Source organism: Spirosoma jeollabukense (genome assembly GCF_054777855.1).
The window spans coordinates 1,402,448-1,416,973 of the sequence record NZ_BAAHAD010000001.1; the positions used below are offsets into that span (position 1 = coordinate 1,402,448).

17 protein-coding genes are annotated in these 14,526 nt (G+C 49.4%); 13 read left to right on the top strand and 4 right to left on the bottom strand.

What is annotated here, in order from left to right; translation table 11 throughout:
* Positions 1-42: 42 nt before the first annotated feature.
* Positions 43-1,314: an asparagine synthetase B gene (locus ACYVEA_RS05700; RefSeq protein ID WP_461112378.1), complete on the bottom strand. Its 1,272-nt coding sequence runs from the start codon at positions 1,312-1,314 to the stop codon at positions 43-45.
* 119 nt (positions 1,315-1,433) lie between these two features.
* On the opposite strand from ACYVEA_RS05700, the gene ACYVEA_RS05705 reads away from it, so the two are divergent.
* The 5 genes from ACYVEA_RS05705 to ACYVEA_RS05725 all read left to right on the top strand — a co-directional run bounded on the left by ACYVEA_RS05705 (position 1,434) and on the right by ACYVEA_RS05725 (position 6,391).
* Complete coding sequence (locus tag ACYVEA_RS05705; RefSeq protein ID WP_461112379.1) at positions 1,434-4,028, top strand: M1 family metallopeptidase; 2,595 nt, start codon at positions 1,434-1,436, stop codon at positions 4,026-4,028.
* On the top strand, positions 4,025-4,939 hold the full coding sequence (locus ACYVEA_RS05710; RefSeq protein WP_461112380.1) for a helix-turn-helix domain-containing protein: 915 nt from the start codon (positions 4,025-4,027) through the stop codon (positions 4,937-4,939). The genes ACYVEA_RS05705 and ACYVEA_RS05710 overlap by 4 nt, the downstream gene beginning before the upstream one ends.
* An 87-nt stretch (positions 4,940-5,026) precedes the next feature.
* Positions 5,027-5,494 carry a hypothetical protein gene (locus ACYVEA_RS05715; RefSeq protein WP_461112381.1) on the top strand — a complete coding sequence of 156 codons (468 nt, stop codon included), beginning with the start codon at positions 5,027-5,029 and terminating at the stop codon, positions 5,492-5,494.
* Positions 5,495-5,512: 18 nt separating this feature from the next.
* A complete protein-coding gene (locus ACYVEA_RS05720; RefSeq protein ID WP_461112382.1) occupies positions 5,513-5,830 on the top strand; it encodes a DUF3817 domain-containing protein in 318 nt (105 codons plus the stop codon).
* A gap of 195 nt (positions 5,831-6,025) precedes the next feature.
* Positions 6,026-6,391 (top strand): hypothetical protein, encoded by a 366-nt coding sequence (locus tag ACYVEA_RS05725; RefSeq protein WP_461112383.1) that lies wholly within the window; start codon positions 6,026-6,028, stop codon positions 6,389-6,391.
* 61 nt (positions 6,392-6,452) lie between these two features.
* On the opposite strand, the gene ACYVEA_RS05730 is transcribed toward ACYVEA_RS05725, so the two are convergent.
* On the bottom strand, positions 6,453-6,755 hold the full coding sequence (locus ACYVEA_RS05730; protein WP_461112384.1) for a hypothetical protein: 303 nt from the start codon (positions 6,753-6,755) through the stop codon (positions 6,453-6,455).
* Positions 6,756-6,903: 148 nt separating this feature from the next.
* Between ACYVEA_RS05730 and ACYVEA_RS05735 the strand changes: the two genes are divergently transcribed.
* Positions 6,904-7,617 (top strand): lysoplasmalogenase, encoded by a 714-nt coding sequence (locus ACYVEA_RS05735; protein WP_461112385.1) that lies wholly within the window; start codon positions 6,904-6,906, stop codon positions 7,615-7,617.
* A 47-nt stretch (positions 7,618-7,664) separates the two neighbouring features.
* On the opposite strand, the gene ACYVEA_RS05740 is transcribed toward ACYVEA_RS05735, so the two are convergent.
* A complete protein-coding gene (locus tag ACYVEA_RS05740) occupies positions 7,665-8,099 on the bottom strand; it encodes a hypothetical protein (protein ID WP_461112386.1) in 435 nt (144 codons plus the stop codon).
* 195 nt (positions 8,100-8,294) lie between these two features.
* Between ACYVEA_RS05740 and ACYVEA_RS05745 the strand changes: the two genes are divergently transcribed.
* The 4 genes from ACYVEA_RS05745 (at position 8,295) to ACYVEA_RS05760 (ending at position 10,923) form a co-directional block, all read left to right on the top strand.
* A complete protein-coding gene (locus tag ACYVEA_RS05745) occupies positions 8,295-9,164 on the top strand; it encodes a bifunctional transcriptional activator/DNA repair enzyme AdaA (protein ID WP_461112388.1) in 870 nt (289 codons plus the stop codon).
* A 115-nt stretch (positions 9,165-9,279) separates the two neighbouring features.
* Positions 9,280-9,975: a 2OG-Fe(II) oxygenase gene (locus ACYVEA_RS05750; RefSeq protein ID WP_461112389.1), complete on the top strand. Its 696-nt coding sequence runs from the start codon at positions 9,280-9,282 to the stop codon at positions 9,973-9,975.
* Positions 9,972-10,232, top strand: a complete 261-nt coding sequence (locus ACYVEA_RS05755; RefSeq protein WP_461112390.1) for an Ada metal-binding domain-containing protein — start codon at positions 9,972-9,974, stop codon at positions 10,230-10,232. Before ACYVEA_RS05750 ends, ACYVEA_RS05755 begins: the two co-directional genes overlap by 4 nt.
* Positions 10,233-10,293: 61 nt before the next feature.
* Positions 10,294-10,923, top strand: a complete 630-nt coding sequence (locus tag ACYVEA_RS05760) for a Uma2 family endonuclease (protein WP_461112391.1) — start codon at positions 10,294-10,296, stop codon at positions 10,921-10,923.
* A gap of 57 nt (positions 10,924-10,980) precedes the next feature.
* Here the strand turns inward: ACYVEA_RS05760 and ACYVEA_RS05765 are convergent, their stop codons facing one another.
* Positions 10,981-12,471 (bottom strand): aminotransferase-like domain-containing protein, encoded by a 1,491-nt coding sequence (locus ACYVEA_RS05765; RefSeq protein WP_461112957.1) that lies wholly within the window; start codon positions 12,469-12,471, stop codon positions 10,981-10,983.
* 86 nt (positions 12,472-12,557) lie between these two features.
* On the opposite strand from ACYVEA_RS05765, the gene ACYVEA_RS05770 reads away from it, so the two are divergent.
* From ACYVEA_RS05770 to ACYVEA_RS05780, 3 genes are read left to right on the top strand one after another with little or no spacing between them, the layout of a single operon-like run.
* The gene (locus tag ACYVEA_RS05770; RefSeq protein ID WP_461112392.1) at positions 12,558-13,181 is read left to right on the top strand and encodes a pyridoxamine 5'-phosphate oxidase family protein; all 624 of its coding nucleotides are present in this window, start codon (positions 12,558-12,560) and stop codon (positions 13,179-13,181) included.
* Positions 13,182-13,196: 15 nt separating this feature from the next.
* Positions 13,197-13,844 (top strand): LysE family translocator, encoded by a 648-nt coding sequence (locus tag ACYVEA_RS05775; RefSeq protein WP_461112393.1) that lies wholly within the window; start codon positions 13,197-13,199, stop codon positions 13,842-13,844.
* Between the two features lie 37 nt (positions 13,845-13,881).
* The gene (locus ACYVEA_RS05780) at positions 13,882-14,514 is read left to right on the top strand and encodes an FMN-binding negative transcriptional regulator (protein WP_461112394.1); all 633 of its coding nucleotides are present in this window, start codon (positions 13,882-13,884) and stop codon (positions 14,512-14,514) included.
* Positions 14,515-14,526: the final 12 nt, after the last annotated feature.

The following is a 14,526-nucleotide window of genomic DNA, read 5'->3' on the forward strand; positions in this document are numbered from 1 at the left end:
AACTAGTAATAAGGGGGTGATAGGCATCCATTAATCATGAACCTACGTTTTGCGTTTCTTCTTCCGGGCGGATGGAAACAGTACGTTGTTCAGGATAAGCCGATAGCCGGGTGAGTGCGGATGTAGGTTCAGGTCGGTGGGATTTCGGAAGCCACCGCCACCCCGCAGGCCTTCAGGATCATGACCGCCGTAGAATGTCCACTGTCCACGACCCATTTCGCCGTAAAGATAGCGGTCGGAAGTTTTGCCTTCTCCCATCACTAAACTGCTTGGCTTAACGGCCCCTTTTCGGAAAGCCGTCGTCTGTCCAAAAAATTCCTTGATGATTGACTCGTGATTCTGTGTCAGCATGGAGGGAATCACATCCCATTTGGCCGAGAAATTGAATAACTCAAAAAAACCGCTTGGCTGATCGTACCCCCGTCCGCCAGCAGAGTTGATGTCGGAGAAGGTCGAGAAGCCCCGGTAGCCATTGTCGGCTTCCAGCGTGAAATTGCCGAACGCAAAGGTTTTGGTAAAGTCCAATTTTTCCTGGGCATTCGGATCGGTACCATCACCATCGTAGCTGCTGCCAACAATATCGACTCCTTCGGCGGCCAGCGCAATATCGAGCGTTTCGGCGGCTGAACACATGGCAAACAGATAGCCGCCACCGGCGCAGAATGCCTTGATCCCTTTGGCCACGGCCAGCTTCATCTGCGATACTTTTGAATAGCCATATTTCTTAGCAATGTCCTCCTGCACTTTAATGTCGGTGAGCGACTGCCGATGCATGTTCCGGCCATACTGACCCGTGAAATCCTCATGATGCAGGTGCAGCCAATCGTATTTGGCCAGATCGCCTTTCAGCACCTCCTCATCATACACCACTTCATACGGGATTTCGGCGTAAGTCAATACCAGCAGTACCGCATCGGTATTCTCGAACTCAGCCGGGCTAACCTTGATGGGCGAATACACGATGATTTTAGCCGCTTTCTGGAGCGTCACTACGTTCATATTCACATCAGGATCGGACAACTGTTGCTTGATGGAGGCTGCCTTAGAATCTGAAATAGTTTCGAACGAAACGCCCCGAACCCGGCACTCCGTTTCAATAGCGGTCGTTTGCTTCATCATGAAGCTGCCGCCCCGATAGTTCAATAACCAGTCAACGTCCTGTTCGTCTTTCAACACCTTGTAGGCAATGCCATAGGCTTTTAAATGGTTTGCCTGCTGATCGTCCATTGGAATCAGGATGGCATTTGCCCATGCGGACGTAATCTGGCCCATAATTGCCAGCAATAGAAGTAGAAAAGATAGCGGCTGTTTCATAGTGTACCGTATTTTTGACCCAACGATGCTCACTCACGACCAAACCCATTTTAGTTTATTGACTACTGTTATCGTGTTGCCATTTCAACGATTTTCACACATTCATCAACAACCTGCCAATGGTCTGGAACTCTTTCAACCTTATTCGTTACGGTATTTCTATACGTCTCCTGTCCCTCGTTATCATGTCGTTTAACCAGCGCCCGACTCAGGCCAGCCCGTTGCCGGTCGAAACCGGTGTATCGCAAACGCTGGCCAAAGCGAGGAAACAAGCCCTTAGTCAATTGGCGTATGCTCTAAAGTTCGACATTCCAGCGCAAAAAAACCAGCCCATTGCTGCCTCAGAAACCATTACCTTCAATTGGAAGAAAACAACGGATCCGCTCCAGTTGGACTTTAAAGAAAAACGTACTCATATACAGGCTATTGCCATCAATAACAAGAACATTCCAATTGTGTTTGAGCATGAGCATTTGTTAATTTCTACTGCTTTTTTAACCGCCGGAAAGAACACAATTTCGATCCGGTTCACCGCCGGTAATCTGTCGCTAAATCGCAACGACGAATACCTCTACACACTGCTCGTGCCCGACCGGGCCCGCACGGTATTTCCCTGCTTCGATCAGCCCGATCTAAAAGCTACATTTCAGCTAACGTTGATTATTCCGACGGGCTGGCAGGCCATGACCAACGCGCCAGTACAGGATTCTACGGTAGTAGGTGACCGAAAAACCGTCCATTTCGGACGCTCCAGCATCCAGCCAACGTATCTGTTCTCGTTCGTTGCAGGAAAATTCACGGCCGTGTCTCAGGTAGAGAACAAGCGTCCGATGACGCTTCTGCATCGCGAAACGGATACGTCGAAGATTCGATTGAGCCTGCCGTTACTATTTAAACTCCATGCCGATGCGCTGACGTTTCTGGAAGAGTACACGCAGATTCCGTATCCGTTTCAGAAGTTCGATTTCGTGGCCGTTCCCGATTTTCAATACGAGGGCATGGAACACGTTGGGGCAATTGATTACAAATCATCGGCCCTGTTTCTGGACAATGGCGCCACCCGCGATCAACGACTGGCCCGCGCCCATGTGATCGCCCACGAAACGGCCCATATGTGGTTTGGCGATATGGTCACCATGCGCTGGTTCGAGGACGTTTGGCTGAAAGAAGTGTTCGCTAATTTCGTGGCCGACAAGATTATGGAAGTGTCAACCCCGGACGCGAATTACGATCTTCAGTTTGTGGTCGATCATTTTCCGGCTGCATACGCCGTTGACCGCACCGAAGGTGCCAATCCCATTGGGCAGCCGCTCGCGAATTTGCAGGAAGCTGGTTCGCTTTATGGTGGCATCATTTACCACAAGGCACCCATCATGATGCGCCAGTTGGAACGACTGGTTGGCAAAACCGTTCTCCGCGATGGCCTGCGCGAATACCTCAAAAAATATGCGTTCGGTAATGCAAGCTGGACCGATCTGATCGCCATTCTGGATGCGCGAACGCCTGCCGATCTGGCTGCCTGGAACCACATCTGGGTTAACGAAACGGGCCGACCAAAATTCACGTATCAACTTGACAAACAGGTCAGTAAAATCAAAAAGCTGGTCATTTCGCAAACGGGTGAAGATGGTTCTAAACGCCTGTGGCCGCAGGCGTTTGAAGTGGCGCTCGTGTACCGCGACCATACGGATGAACTGACTGTGAATATGAATCAGTCTACGATTGAACTGACAGAAGCCGCGGGCAAACCAATCCCCCAGCACATTATTTTCAATACAACTGGGCAGGGGTATGGTGTATTTCCGGTGGATAGCCTTACGGTTTTGCAGCTGGAAACCCTCAAAAATCCGGTAACACGAGCGGCAACCTACATCGGCCTATATGAAAATATGCTGTCCGGCCAGATAATCTCTCCATTTCATCTGGCATCTGCCTACACGAATTGGCTGGAAACGGAATCGGAGGAACTAAACCTTCGATTGATTAGCAGTCAATTGTCAGACATTATCTGGAATTTTACACGACCCGAAAACCGCCCGGCCTTAGCCGCTTCGGCTGAGCAGAAAGCCTGGCAGTCAATGGAAAAAGAACCGGCTGCCGGAAAGAAGAAAGTACTCTTTCGGCTTTACCAAAGCATCGCCCTCAGTCGGGCGGCACAGGATCGACTCTACGCCATCTGGAACGAGCAGAAAGCCCCTCCGGGTGTAACGCTCACGGAAGACGATTATACATCACTGGCCCTCTCGCTGGCCGTCCGCGATTATCCCGCCGAAGGCATTCTGACAAAGCAGTTGAGCCGCATCAAAAACCCCGACCGTCGAAAACGACTGGAATTCATGATGCCCGCCCTGTCGGGCAACGTAGCCGAGCGTGACGCTTTTTTTGTCTCGCTGGCCAGCGAGACAAACCGCGAACACGAAGCCTGGGTAACGGCCGCGCTGGGCTATCTGCACCATCCACTACGTATGGCGACCTCCGCCAAATATTTGCCCAAGAGTCTGGATCTGCTGGAGGAAATTCAGCGAACGGGTGATATTTTCTTCCCCGAATCCTGGCTTCGCTCGACGCTATCGAATTACCAGACGCCCGAAACAGCGCTGTTAGTCCGCAAATTCCTCAGTGATCGACCGCAGTATAACCTGCGTCTGAAAGCTAAACTGTTGCAGGCTGCGGATAGCCCATTTCGGGCGAGTAAACTGCTTTATCGACGATGAATACCGAATCGCATTTCCCAGCGATCAGTCCGAGTATGGCTCGGGATCGGTTTCTTATACAGGATGACTCGTGGGAAGACCGGTTCCGGCCGGATTTCAACCAATTTATCATCGCTCCACTGGCGTACGCTCGCCCAGTTATCAAACTGCCATTACCACCCGGACGTACCAGCAATCATGTACTATTTCTCGTCACGCATGGGCAAATTGAGATGACGATTGGGCATACGGCCTACACGCTTTCGGCGAATGAATTGGTGGTTATTCCAGCCGCGCAGATTTTTTCCCTGGCCACCATTCAGGAAGACACGACCGGCTTCATGTGCTTCTTCAGCAACGAGTTGTACTTGAGCGCTGTGGGCGAGAAAGAGCCTGATTTCATGAAACTAACCAGCAATCCGCTCATCTCGCTGACCGACACGCAAACCGGACATGTTGGAGCCGTATGCGCCCGCTTGACCGTTGAATACACTGAAAATGGCGCTACGCAAACTGATCTTATCCGGCCTTACCTGCTGGCTTTACTTAGCGAAATCAACCGGGCGTATATCGGCTCGAGTTCAGCCAAATTGGACGCTGGCGCCCGTCTGGTGCAGCAATTTATGGACGTAGTATCGAAGCACGTTCGCCAGCAGCGGCTGGTTACGGACTATGCCAGCCAGTTGAACGTAACGCCCAACCACCTCAACAAAGTCGTGAAAGCCCGTACCGGCAAATCGCCATCGGTCTGGATTGATGAACGTATTGTACTGGAAGCTAAAGTTTTACTCTTTCAATCTACGCTCACAGTTGCCCAGGTTGCCGCTGAACTGGGTTTCGATGACCAGTCTAATTTTGGTAAAGTGTTCAGGCGATACGCCAGGGTTAGCCCGACCGCTTTTAGACGTCAGTGTATCGGGCCCAATGATTGATATGTACCAACCTTGGCCGGGTATAAACGAATGAATACCGGAGACGCCAGCTGATCTTTGCGGCTGACTATTGGTTACGTATTGCGCATGCTCTATCAGATTATATTAGTGATTCACAATGCACTGCGCTGGCTGGTGCTGGGCAGTTTACTGGCCACGCTGGCGAGTGCCTATTCGGGTTGGCTACGCCCCCGCTCCTACCGTCCTGCCGATCAGACACTACGTGTTGTGGCTACCTCCATTGCCCACACGCAATTGATCGTTGGTATCTATCTTTACACCATCAGCCCTATCATCAGCTATTACTGGAAATTTCACCCGAGCTTTGGTGAGGCTCGTGAATTTTCTTTTTTCAGCCTAATTCACATCAGTCTGATGCTCATCGCCGTCGTTGTTATGACAGTCGGATCGAGTACGGCCAAACGACTGAAAAATGACCGGCAGAAATTCAAAACCACAGCCATTTATTTTACCATTGGCCTCGTTATTATCCTGGTGGCTATACCGTGGCCGTTTTCACCTTTAGCCACCCGCCCCTGGATTCGTTTATTTTAATCAATCAACTTGTACACTATGCATTTTTTCAACTCGCCTAAAATTCGACTACGTGTCGTAAGTTTTGCTGAAGGGATTTCTTTTCTGGTGTTGCTGTTCATTGGCGTTCCCTTGAAACGCATGGGCGGTCATCCCGAAGTTGTTGAAATTGTCGGCCCAATTCACGGATTACTTTTTATGCTGTACGTACTGACCGTCATTCAGGCAAAAACCGAGTATAGCTGGCCTTTGGGAAAAACACTGCTGGCGTTGCTGGCGTCGGTCCTGCCGGGTGGTACGTTCTACGCCGATCACAAAGTCTTCCGCCATCTGCGCGATACGCCTGAGCAGGCTTAGCCGTTTGGCGTAGTCTGCGACTACGTCATGGCGTTATCCGGTCTCTGACCGGAATTTATAAATCAGCCTAAACCGGTCGGAGACCGGGTAACGCCATGACGTAGTCAAAGACTACGCCAAACAATGATTACCTTCGCCGAACCTAATCCGGCAACGAACAAATCGCCTGGTTAGCTTACTACCAAAAGCTCCAGTATGCTGAGATATAACGGTTTATACGTATCTGACAGCCCCTGGGTTGATGCAACGGGAACCAGCTATTTTAGCTACCTGCGTTTTTATGAAGATAGGCATGTTATCCAGGTAACTTCGTCCGGAACACCCGATCAGCTTACTACGTGGTTTACCCGAGAGAATCCGGCAAATTCTAAAGGGCTTTATTACCATGGAATACCTTACCGGGATGACTGGGAGGAGAAGCTTCATTTTGCGGTGGTTTCAGCAGAAGGCGTAGTTGGGTATATGGGGGACATTGTGAACGACCAGTTGATTTTACGCTCGTACAGTCTCATTAATGATCGTAGTGATACAAAGACGTTTCGCTTTGTCGCGATTACGTAGCACACCAAAAAAGGGAATCTGAATCAGATTCCCTTTTTTGATTATGTACTAATTGTCGTCTCTAGCTAGCGGCTTCAATGGCTGCGGCTGCTTCGATGGCTTCAATGGCGGAACGATTTTTCTCGTTGTATTCGTCACGCTTGGTTTCGAAGTAAGCAAAGATATCAGTGATTGCATCCAGGTTGGCGGCAATCTTCGAGTGCATGTCACCCAAATCTTTTTCCAGACGCGAGTCGTTCAGGCCGTTCATGTTATCTACTTCAATCTTACCGATTTTTTCGATTAAGGCTGTCTGGCTGTTCTGTAAGTCTTCCAACTCATTGACAACTTTATTCATCAACTCGAGCTTCTGTAACTTGTCCATTGGATTTGTTTTGGTTAAATAATATAGGGTAAACGTCCTGACGGGCAAATGGTTTTATTTCGTCTCTATTCAGCCGTTCGAAAGTCTAGTCTGGGTCGCAGGCATTTAGTGAGTTTTGGCTACCTTCGACCCGCCCTTCCCAACGATCATGTCGGCTAGACCTACCCTAATTTTCACGCTTACATTCGCCATCGTTACGTTACTCGAAATAGTGGGCGATACGTTCTCTGTTCGCATCCTGCATTATGGCTGTAAACCGTTGATCATGGCGTTATTACTGCTTTACGGCTGGCAATGCTATCGATCAATGGGTTCGCCCATCCCGATTCGCTGGCTGCTAATCGGGATGGTTTTCGCGCTGGCGGGCGATGTTTTTCTGATGATTCAGGAAGTTGATTTATTCGCGCCAGGACTGGGGGCCTTTCTGGTGATGCAAGTGTGTTATAGCGTAGTGTTCTGGCAATCGATGCGCCAACATGAACTACGTAGTAACCGGCGCTCGCTGTTGCTGAATGGGGCACTGTTTGCACTCTATTCGGGTAGCTTTCTGGTTATACTCAAGCCCACGTTCGACACGACTCCCGCTCTGATGACGTTATGGTGGCCGGTTGTATTCTACGTCATTTGCCTGAGCACCATGGGACTTCTCTCTACTCAACGGCGGGGCTTACCGGATGCTGGCTGGGTGGTCATGGGAGCCCTGTTGTTCATCCTATCCGACTCGCTCATCGCCATTGACAAGTTTCTGCATCCTCTTAGCGGGGCTGCTTTTTGGATTATGAGTACGTATGCTGCCGCCCAATACCTGATCGTTGTGGGTGTATTACAGTCGATTGCATCGGTTCCTGAAGGCTCAGATTGATTGTATATCGCAAAGCAGAAATGGCTTCAGTACGTCACCTAGTACAGTTACTGGCGAATGTCGTATTTAGTTTGTAGATCTAAAACCCTTTTTACATCACAGCCGAACACAAAGACCCGGGTTCTTCTGTCGTTAAGTCCGCCGTAAGGAATGTCATCTTTCCAGAACGCTATAGTTCTTTTGTCAAGTTCGGCTAACAATTCCGTTTCTAACGCCTTGTCTTTTATAAAACCGATGAGATGTCTGTTGGCAAATTTGTCGGCCGTTATTGTTTTGAAAGCAAAGTCAACGGCTTCCTGCTCTGTTTGAAAGTAGTTCAGATTCTGACGCTTTCCGCGTTCTGTGTAATACCAAACGTATTGACTGCCTGCTTTGTCCAGACCATACCCTTCATGAATACGTCGGCTTCCAATGGCATACGTATCGTCATAGCAATTTTCGGTCATCCATTCGTCAAGTTGACGTACTGTCGATAGTTCCATGGTGTGTTTTTTTGATACTCGTTAGATTGAGGGATAACCGGCTAAATTTATCCATTCAACCTACCGCAAAGTTACAGAAAAGCAACGTAATAGCTTTTGGGCTGATCCGGTTATCAGGCCGAAACTCCGCAAGAATCGGGTTTGTAAGGGCGGGGGTTCTGGCGACATTTGTATAGGTCAACCAACACAAATACCATGAACACCAACAGCACATACACCTATCAGCAAATTGCCCGAGCGATTGAGCATTTAACAACCAACTTCCGGGATCAGCCCTCTCTGAGCGAACTGGCCGAGAAAGTAAACCTAAGTGAGTTCCATTTTCAGCGGCTATTTACCGAATGGGCGGGGGTCAGCCCAAAAAAATTTGGACAATACCTGACGCTCGAACATGCCAAAACCCGATTACGTACCGGCGCTCCCCTGACCGACGCAGCCCACGACGCCGGACTGTCTGGTACGGGTCGATTACACGATCTGTTTGTGAGTATTGAGGGCGTAACACCAGGCCAGTTCAAGCAGCTTGGCTCCGGGCTTATGCTTTCGTATGGTGTATTCGATAGTCCATTCGGCCCCTATGTGCTGGGAGCCATTAACGCTGCGACAATTGCCGATAAAATTGCGCTGCTGCACTTCCTGAGCGATGACGACGAACCCGAAATGGTTGTCAAAACCGCCTGGCCCGAAGTCATGCTACGTCATGATCCGGATTCCGTGCAATCACTTGCTGACCAGATTTTCCCGGCAACCAACGTAGCAACGGACATCAAATCAGCGCAGCGACTATCAATTCTACTGCGTGGCTCGGCCTTTCAGCTCAAAGTATGGGAAGCACTATTGAAAATTCCTGAGGGACAACTGGCCAGCTACGATCAAATTGCCGAGGCCATTGGACAACCAACGGCTTCGCGTGCCGTTGGAACGGCCATCGGCAGCAATCCCGTTGGCTACCTGATTCCATGCCACCGGGTCATCAAGAAAACCGGTTTGTTTGGCGGATATCGGTGGGGGGTCGAACGTAAACAGGCTATGCTGGGCTGGGAGGCCGCCCGCGTTGAAAAATAGGTTAAACACAGAAATCACAGAGAGAAAACACGGAGATACATAAAGAAATTTATCAAAAAACCCTGTGTATCTCCGTAATTCCTCTGTGATCTCTGTGTTATAATATTTAATCATTATGAAACAATTCACACTCGACTGGCCGACGTACCAAAACACGCTTTCCGAAACGGGTTTCATTTTACTGCCTTCCCGCCTGTCAGTCGGCGAATGTCAGGAATTGGCCGCTCTGTTCGATGAAGCCGGTCTGTATCGGAAAGCCATTGTGATGCAAAACCATGGATATGGCAGTGGTGAATACAAGTATTTCAATTATCCGCTGCCGCCCGTTGTCGATGCGCTTCGCCATGAATTATTTACGAACATCGCATCTGTTGCCAACGACTGGAATGAAAAACTTGGGATTGCGCTACGTTACCCGGATAAACTGGACGACTGGTTATCCACCTGTCACGCGGCCGGGCAAACCCGTCCAACGCCCTTGATTTTAAAATATGGAGCGGGTGACTGGAACGCGCTGCATCAGGATATGTATGGCGAATTGTACTTCCCGTTTCAAGCAGTTCTGTTTCTCAGTCAACCGGATCAGGATTACGTTGGGGGTGAGTTTGTACTACTCGAACAGCGCCCTCGTATGCAATCAAAACCGATTGTCTTACGACCGGAACAAGGCCAGATTCTGATTTTTACGACCAAGTTCCGGCCCGTAAAAGGAAGCCGGGGGTATTATCGCGTGACTATGCGGCATGGTGTTAGCGAAGTCAAAAGAGGTACTCGGGTAAACCTGGGCCTGATTTTTCATGATGCGGCATGATTCGTCATCTCGATTTAGGACCAACGTCGTTTGGTCAACTGCGAACACTGGTTACGTTGGTCAAACGTGAAAGCATTACGTTAGGTGGTCACCGACCCGGCAAAATCTACGGACGTCTCAATTGCCGAACGGGCAGGCGCATGAAACCCGCAAACCGGGTCTTTTTCCGGGACGAAACGGAGGCTGTTGCGCAAGGATATCGCCCATGTGCCGTATGCATGCCAAAGGCATATAAAGTATGGCGGGGAAGGTCCTAACCCGGCTTGCCAGTCTGCCTCTTTTTCGTTAATCTTGTTAAGAATTAAATTAAATGCCGTTATGAGTATAGTTGCTGAGAAAAAACCACGCCAGCGGACTGGTCGTATTTCTGCCCGCAACATTCCACCTGCTCTTGTCTATGAAACATGGCAGGGTAAACCGGTTTATTATCGAGGCTATCAGGATGTGCTGACAGGAAAAAAAACCATCGAAGAAGTTATGTCATGTTCTGATTTACAGGGAGTTCTGGTATCACTATTAAACGGGTATTTATATAGTACAATTAATCGTAAAAAGTATTTACTTGCTACTAACGAAATAGGATTACATCTAGCCCTGAATGACAATCTCGGCAATGACGTAGTCATCTTTGAAAAAGAAAAAGTAGGCAAACTCAAGGGGAAATATTTCGACGTACCACCTAAAATCGTAATCGAAGTCGATATTAAAGCGGACGTATCTGACTTTGAAGGCAAACTGGACGGTTATCTTATTCAGAAATCTCAGAAACTGATCGACTTCGGCGTAGAAAAAGTAATTTGGGTTATTACGGCCGCTCAGAAAGTCTATGTCATTGACCGCAATGATCCAACCTGGTACGTAGTAAACTGGTCGGAGAACATTACCGTAATGGATGGTTGCATTCTGAATATCAAGCAATTGCTCGACGACGAAGAAATTGAATACTGATTTAAGGATCACGGGATAAAGTCCATTTTTAGGGCTAATTAGAAGTCCCTGATACCATCAAATAACGCTTTTCAGTACCGCCACGCTCTTCTCCAGTTCCTCTTCCGTACTTGATGCGAAACCCAGTCGTGTTCCGTTGAGCCGCTGACCGGGCGGATTATGCGATACTCCACTTGACAGAAATAGTCCTTTACTAGCCGCTCGTTGTGCCAGTATGTCCATATCAATCGCAGGATCGAATGTAGCCCAGACGGCCATGCCACCATCGGGTTTTGTGAAGTGTATAGCATCCGATAATTCGGTCGTCAGCAATTCGCAAAATCGATCGCGACGAGCGTGGTAGGTACGTAGTGCCTTGCGAAAATGCCGTTTCAGATCACCGGTTTTTAGTAACTGACCAATGGCAAATTCGAGCATCGGATCACCCTGCCGATCAATGATGCGTCGAAGGCGGGCCAGTTCATTAATGAGGGCCGTGGGAGCCACAACATACCCAATTCTAAAAGCAGGTGCGACTGATTTTGTTAACGACCCTACGTATACAACCATGCCTTGCTGGTCGGCACTGGCCAGCGGCAGAATCGGGCGGCTCAGGTAATGAAAGTCATAGTCGTAGTCATCTTCCAGAACGGCAAATCCATAGTGTTCAGCTAGTTGAAGCAACTGAATACGTCGATCCGCCCGTAGGGTTACGGTTGTCGGGTAATGGTGATGGGGGGTTACAAACACCATCCTAACCCGTTGATTCTGGCAAAGGACAGTAAACGCATCGACATTCATACCATGTTGATCGACCGGGACAGTGCGTAATGTTGCACCCGCTTTTCGAATATTCATCCCGGCACCTGCCCAATTCGTTTCGCCCGTCACCACCACATCACCGGGACGTAGCAATACCTGGCTAACCAAGTGAAGGCCCATGATACTGCCCCTCGTAATAAGGATGTTATTGGGTGTTGTTTGCAAACCCCGTGTTTCGTTCAAATGGGTTGAAAGCTGTTCCCGTAGCAGCAAATGGCCTTTTGTATCGCCGTAACCGAAGTGCTGCTGCGGATTGCCCCAGCGAAAATAAGAACGATAGGCCCGACTCAGTTCCTCCATTGGTGCCAGTCGAACATCAGGAAAGCCATCATCTAAATGCAACCCAACGGATTGAGTCAATACAGGTCGTGCCAGAAAATCGAGCGATTCAAATGAATAGCCAGGTTGGTTATCGGGCGACTTTCCGGCCGATGGCACACCGATCGCTCGGTCGCGTGGTTCAATCCCTAGTGGTTGGGGACGAATTTCAGGGAAATGCGTCGCTACGTACGTACCACTGCCTTTCCGACTTTCGAGCAAGCCCTGAGCCAACCCTTCATCGTAGGCCGCCACAACAGTTTGTCGATTTAAATTGAGCAGCTCAGCCAGTTGACGCGTACCAGGTAATCGCTGCCCCGGCGTCAGTAACCCAGTACGAATAAGTTGGCCAAGTTGATTAGTCAACTGAACGAAAACGGGCGTATTGGACGCTTTATCAAGCTGGATCAATGACTTAAAGGGGGTCATAACCGGACTAGCCATATTATTAAAACCGGATGATTTACATAGTCCGCTAAAAGAAGACATTTGTGGCACAAAAAGCAAACGAATCCATGCAAACTGCCCGTACAACGCCCAGTCGTTCAGCCAAACGTGCTCATTACGACGCCGAAACGATCCACCCCATTCTGGACGAAGCCCTTTTCTGCACCGTCAGCTACGTCCTTGACGGGCAACCAATGGCGATTCCAACGGCCTTCGCCCGGAAGGATGATAAACTTTACATTCATGGCTCAGTGGGTAGTCATTTCATTCGCACAATTGAGCAGGGAGGCACGGTCTGCATTTCGGTCATGCTGGCCGATGGCCTTGTTTTGGCGAAGTCGGCTTTCCACCACTCCGTTAATTATCGGTCGGTAGTCATCTTCGCTCAAGCCGAAAAAATAACCGATGAATCGGAGCGAATGGACGCATTGGCGTTGATTACAGACCACCTGATTCCGGGCCGATGGGATGATCTTCGCCCAACGACGGATAGCGAAATGCGTAAAACAACGGTGCTGGCATTTTCGCTGGATGAAGCGTCGGCGAAAGTGCGTACGGGTGGCCCAAATGATGATCCTGAAGATGAAGACCTGCCAACCTGGGCGGGTGTCGTTCCGTTGCAAACCGTCCGTCTGACGCCAATTCCGGCAGACAATAGCTTGGGAACACTACTGCCCGATTATTTATCCTAAGACGTTAAGATACGCATGCTGCCCATCAACGAATTACTGCTTTTTTCACTGGCCGCGTTGGGGTTGGTACTCAGCCCCGGCCCGAACATGATCTACATTATTTCCCGATCTATTACACAGGGACGGCGCGCCGGACTGGTTTCGCTGGCGGGGGTGTTGGTCGGTTTTCTGGTTCATATTTTCCTGGTCTCGTTCGGACTGACAGCGGTGTTCATGGCCATTCCGCTGGCCTATGATGTACTACGTTGGCTTGGCATTGGCTATCTACTTTATCTGGCCTGGGAAGCCGTCAGACCCGGCAGTAGCTCACCTTTCGAAAAGCGTGATTTACGGGTAGGGTCTGTCACTCCTGATTCAGCTCGGAAGCTGTTTCGGATGGGTTTTCTGACCAATGCGCTGAACCCTAAAGTCGCCGTCTTTTATTTATCATTTTTCCCGCAGTTCACGCATCCTGAATACGGTTCACTGCTGGCTCAGAACGTCCAATTGGGTTTTACCCAATTAACCGTCAGCGCCCTTGTGAATCTGCTGATTGTTTTGTCGGCATCCCGAATAGCCCACTGGTTTCAAACTCGACCTGCCTATATCCGAGCCCAAAAATGGATTATGGCCAGCATTCTGACCGGCCTAGCTATACGGATGGCCATTGACAAAGGAAAGTAATTACTAATTAACCATTCATCCTACTCGCAACACCACCATGTACACCCCCAAAATCTTTCAGGAAACCGACCGCGATACGTTGTTTCAGTTCGTTCGGGAGAACTCATTTGCGCTACTTATCACTACCAGCGACGACGGTGTTCCCATAGCTACACACTTGCCTATCGAACTCCTACCCAGCGCCGACGGGCAGTTTCAGTTGACCGGGCACTTGGCCAAAGCCAACCCACAAGGAAAATTGCTGGGTCGTGACGCACCGGCACTAGCCGTATTTTCGGGCGCTCATAGCTACATTTCTTCCTCCTGGTATGATCATGTTAACGTACCAACCTGGAACTACCTATCGGTACATATTACCGGCCGGACGCGTATATTGACCGAAGACGAAACACTGGACTTATTACGTCAGCAGGTAAACAAATACGAAGTCCATTCAAAATGTCCGGTGTCTGTCGAAAGCATGACCGAGGAATACGTACGAAAGGAAATGCGGGGTGTTGTCGCGTTTACAATGACCATCGACAGCCTACAGGGGACGGCTAAATTGAGTCAAAATCGCGATGACAAAAATTATAAGAATATCATCTCCGAGCTACGTCAGCAGGGCCATGAAAACGCCGAGGGAGTAGCCAGCGCTATGGAAGCCCGACGATCTGTCATTGACAACTAAACAACCTACATC

Excerpts from the sequence above, each read along its gene's own strand:
- ACYVEA_RS05700 (WP_461112378.1), bottom strand. The coding sequence starts at position 1,314 with ATGAAACAGCCGCTATCTTTTCTACTTCTATTGCTGGCAATTATGGGC.
- ACYVEA_RS05705 (WP_461112379.1), top strand. The coding sequence starts at position 1,434 with ATGGTCTGGAACTCTTTCAACCTTATTCGTTACGGTATTTCTATACGT.
- ACYVEA_RS05710 (WP_461112380.1), top strand. The coding sequence starts at position 4,025 with ATGAATACCGAATCGCATTTCCCAGCGATCAGTCCGAGTATGGCTCGG.
- ACYVEA_RS05715 (WP_461112381.1), top strand. The coding sequence starts at position 5,027 with ATGCTCTATCAGATTATATTAGTGATTCACAATGCACTGCGCTGGCTG.
- ACYVEA_RS05720 (WP_461112382.1), top strand. The coding sequence starts at position 5,513 with ATGCATTTTTTCAACTCGCCTAAAATTCGACTACGTGTCGTAAGTTTT.
- ACYVEA_RS05725 (WP_461112383.1), top strand. The coding sequence starts at position 6,026 with ATGCTGAGATATAACGGTTTATACGTATCTGACAGCCCCTGGGTTGAT.
- ACYVEA_RS05730 (WP_461112384.1), bottom strand. The coding sequence starts at position 6,755 with ATGGACAAGTTACAGAAGCTCGAGTTGATGAATAAAGTTGTCAATGAG.
- ACYVEA_RS05735 (WP_461112385.1), top strand. The coding sequence starts at position 6,904 with ATGTCGGCTAGACCTACCCTAATTTTCACGCTTACATTCGCCATCGTT.
- ACYVEA_RS05740 (WP_461112386.1), bottom strand. The coding sequence starts at position 8,099 with ATGGAACTATCGACAGTACGTCAACTTGACGAATGGATGACCGAAAAT.
- ACYVEA_RS05745 (WP_461112388.1), top strand. The coding sequence starts at position 8,295 with ATGAACACCAACAGCACATACACCTATCAGCAAATTGCCCGAGCGATT.
- ACYVEA_RS05750 (WP_461112389.1), top strand. The coding sequence starts at position 9,280 with ATGAAACAATTCACACTCGACTGGCCGACGTACCAAAACACGCTTTCC.
- ACYVEA_RS05755 (WP_461112390.1), top strand. The coding sequence starts at position 9,972 with ATGATTCGTCATCTCGATTTAGGACCAACGTCGTTTGGTCAACTGCGA.
- ACYVEA_RS05760 (WP_461112391.1), top strand. The coding sequence starts at position 10,294 with ATGAGTATAGTTGCTGAGAAAAAACCACGCCAGCGGACTGGTCGTATT.
- ACYVEA_RS05765 (WP_461112957.1), bottom strand. The coding sequence starts at position 12,471 with ATGACCCCCTTTAAGTCATTGATCCAGCTTGATAAAGCGTCCAATACG.
- ACYVEA_RS05770 (WP_461112392.1), top strand. The coding sequence starts at position 12,558 with ATGCAAACTGCCCGTACAACGCCCAGTCGTTCAGCCAAACGTGCTCAT.
- ACYVEA_RS05775 (WP_461112393.1), top strand. The coding sequence starts at position 13,197 with ATGCTGCCCATCAACGAATTACTGCTTTTTTCACTGGCCGCGTTGGGG.
- ACYVEA_RS05780 (WP_461112394.1), top strand. The coding sequence starts at position 13,882 with ATGTACACCCCCAAAATCTTTCAGGAAACCGACCGCGATACGTTGTTT.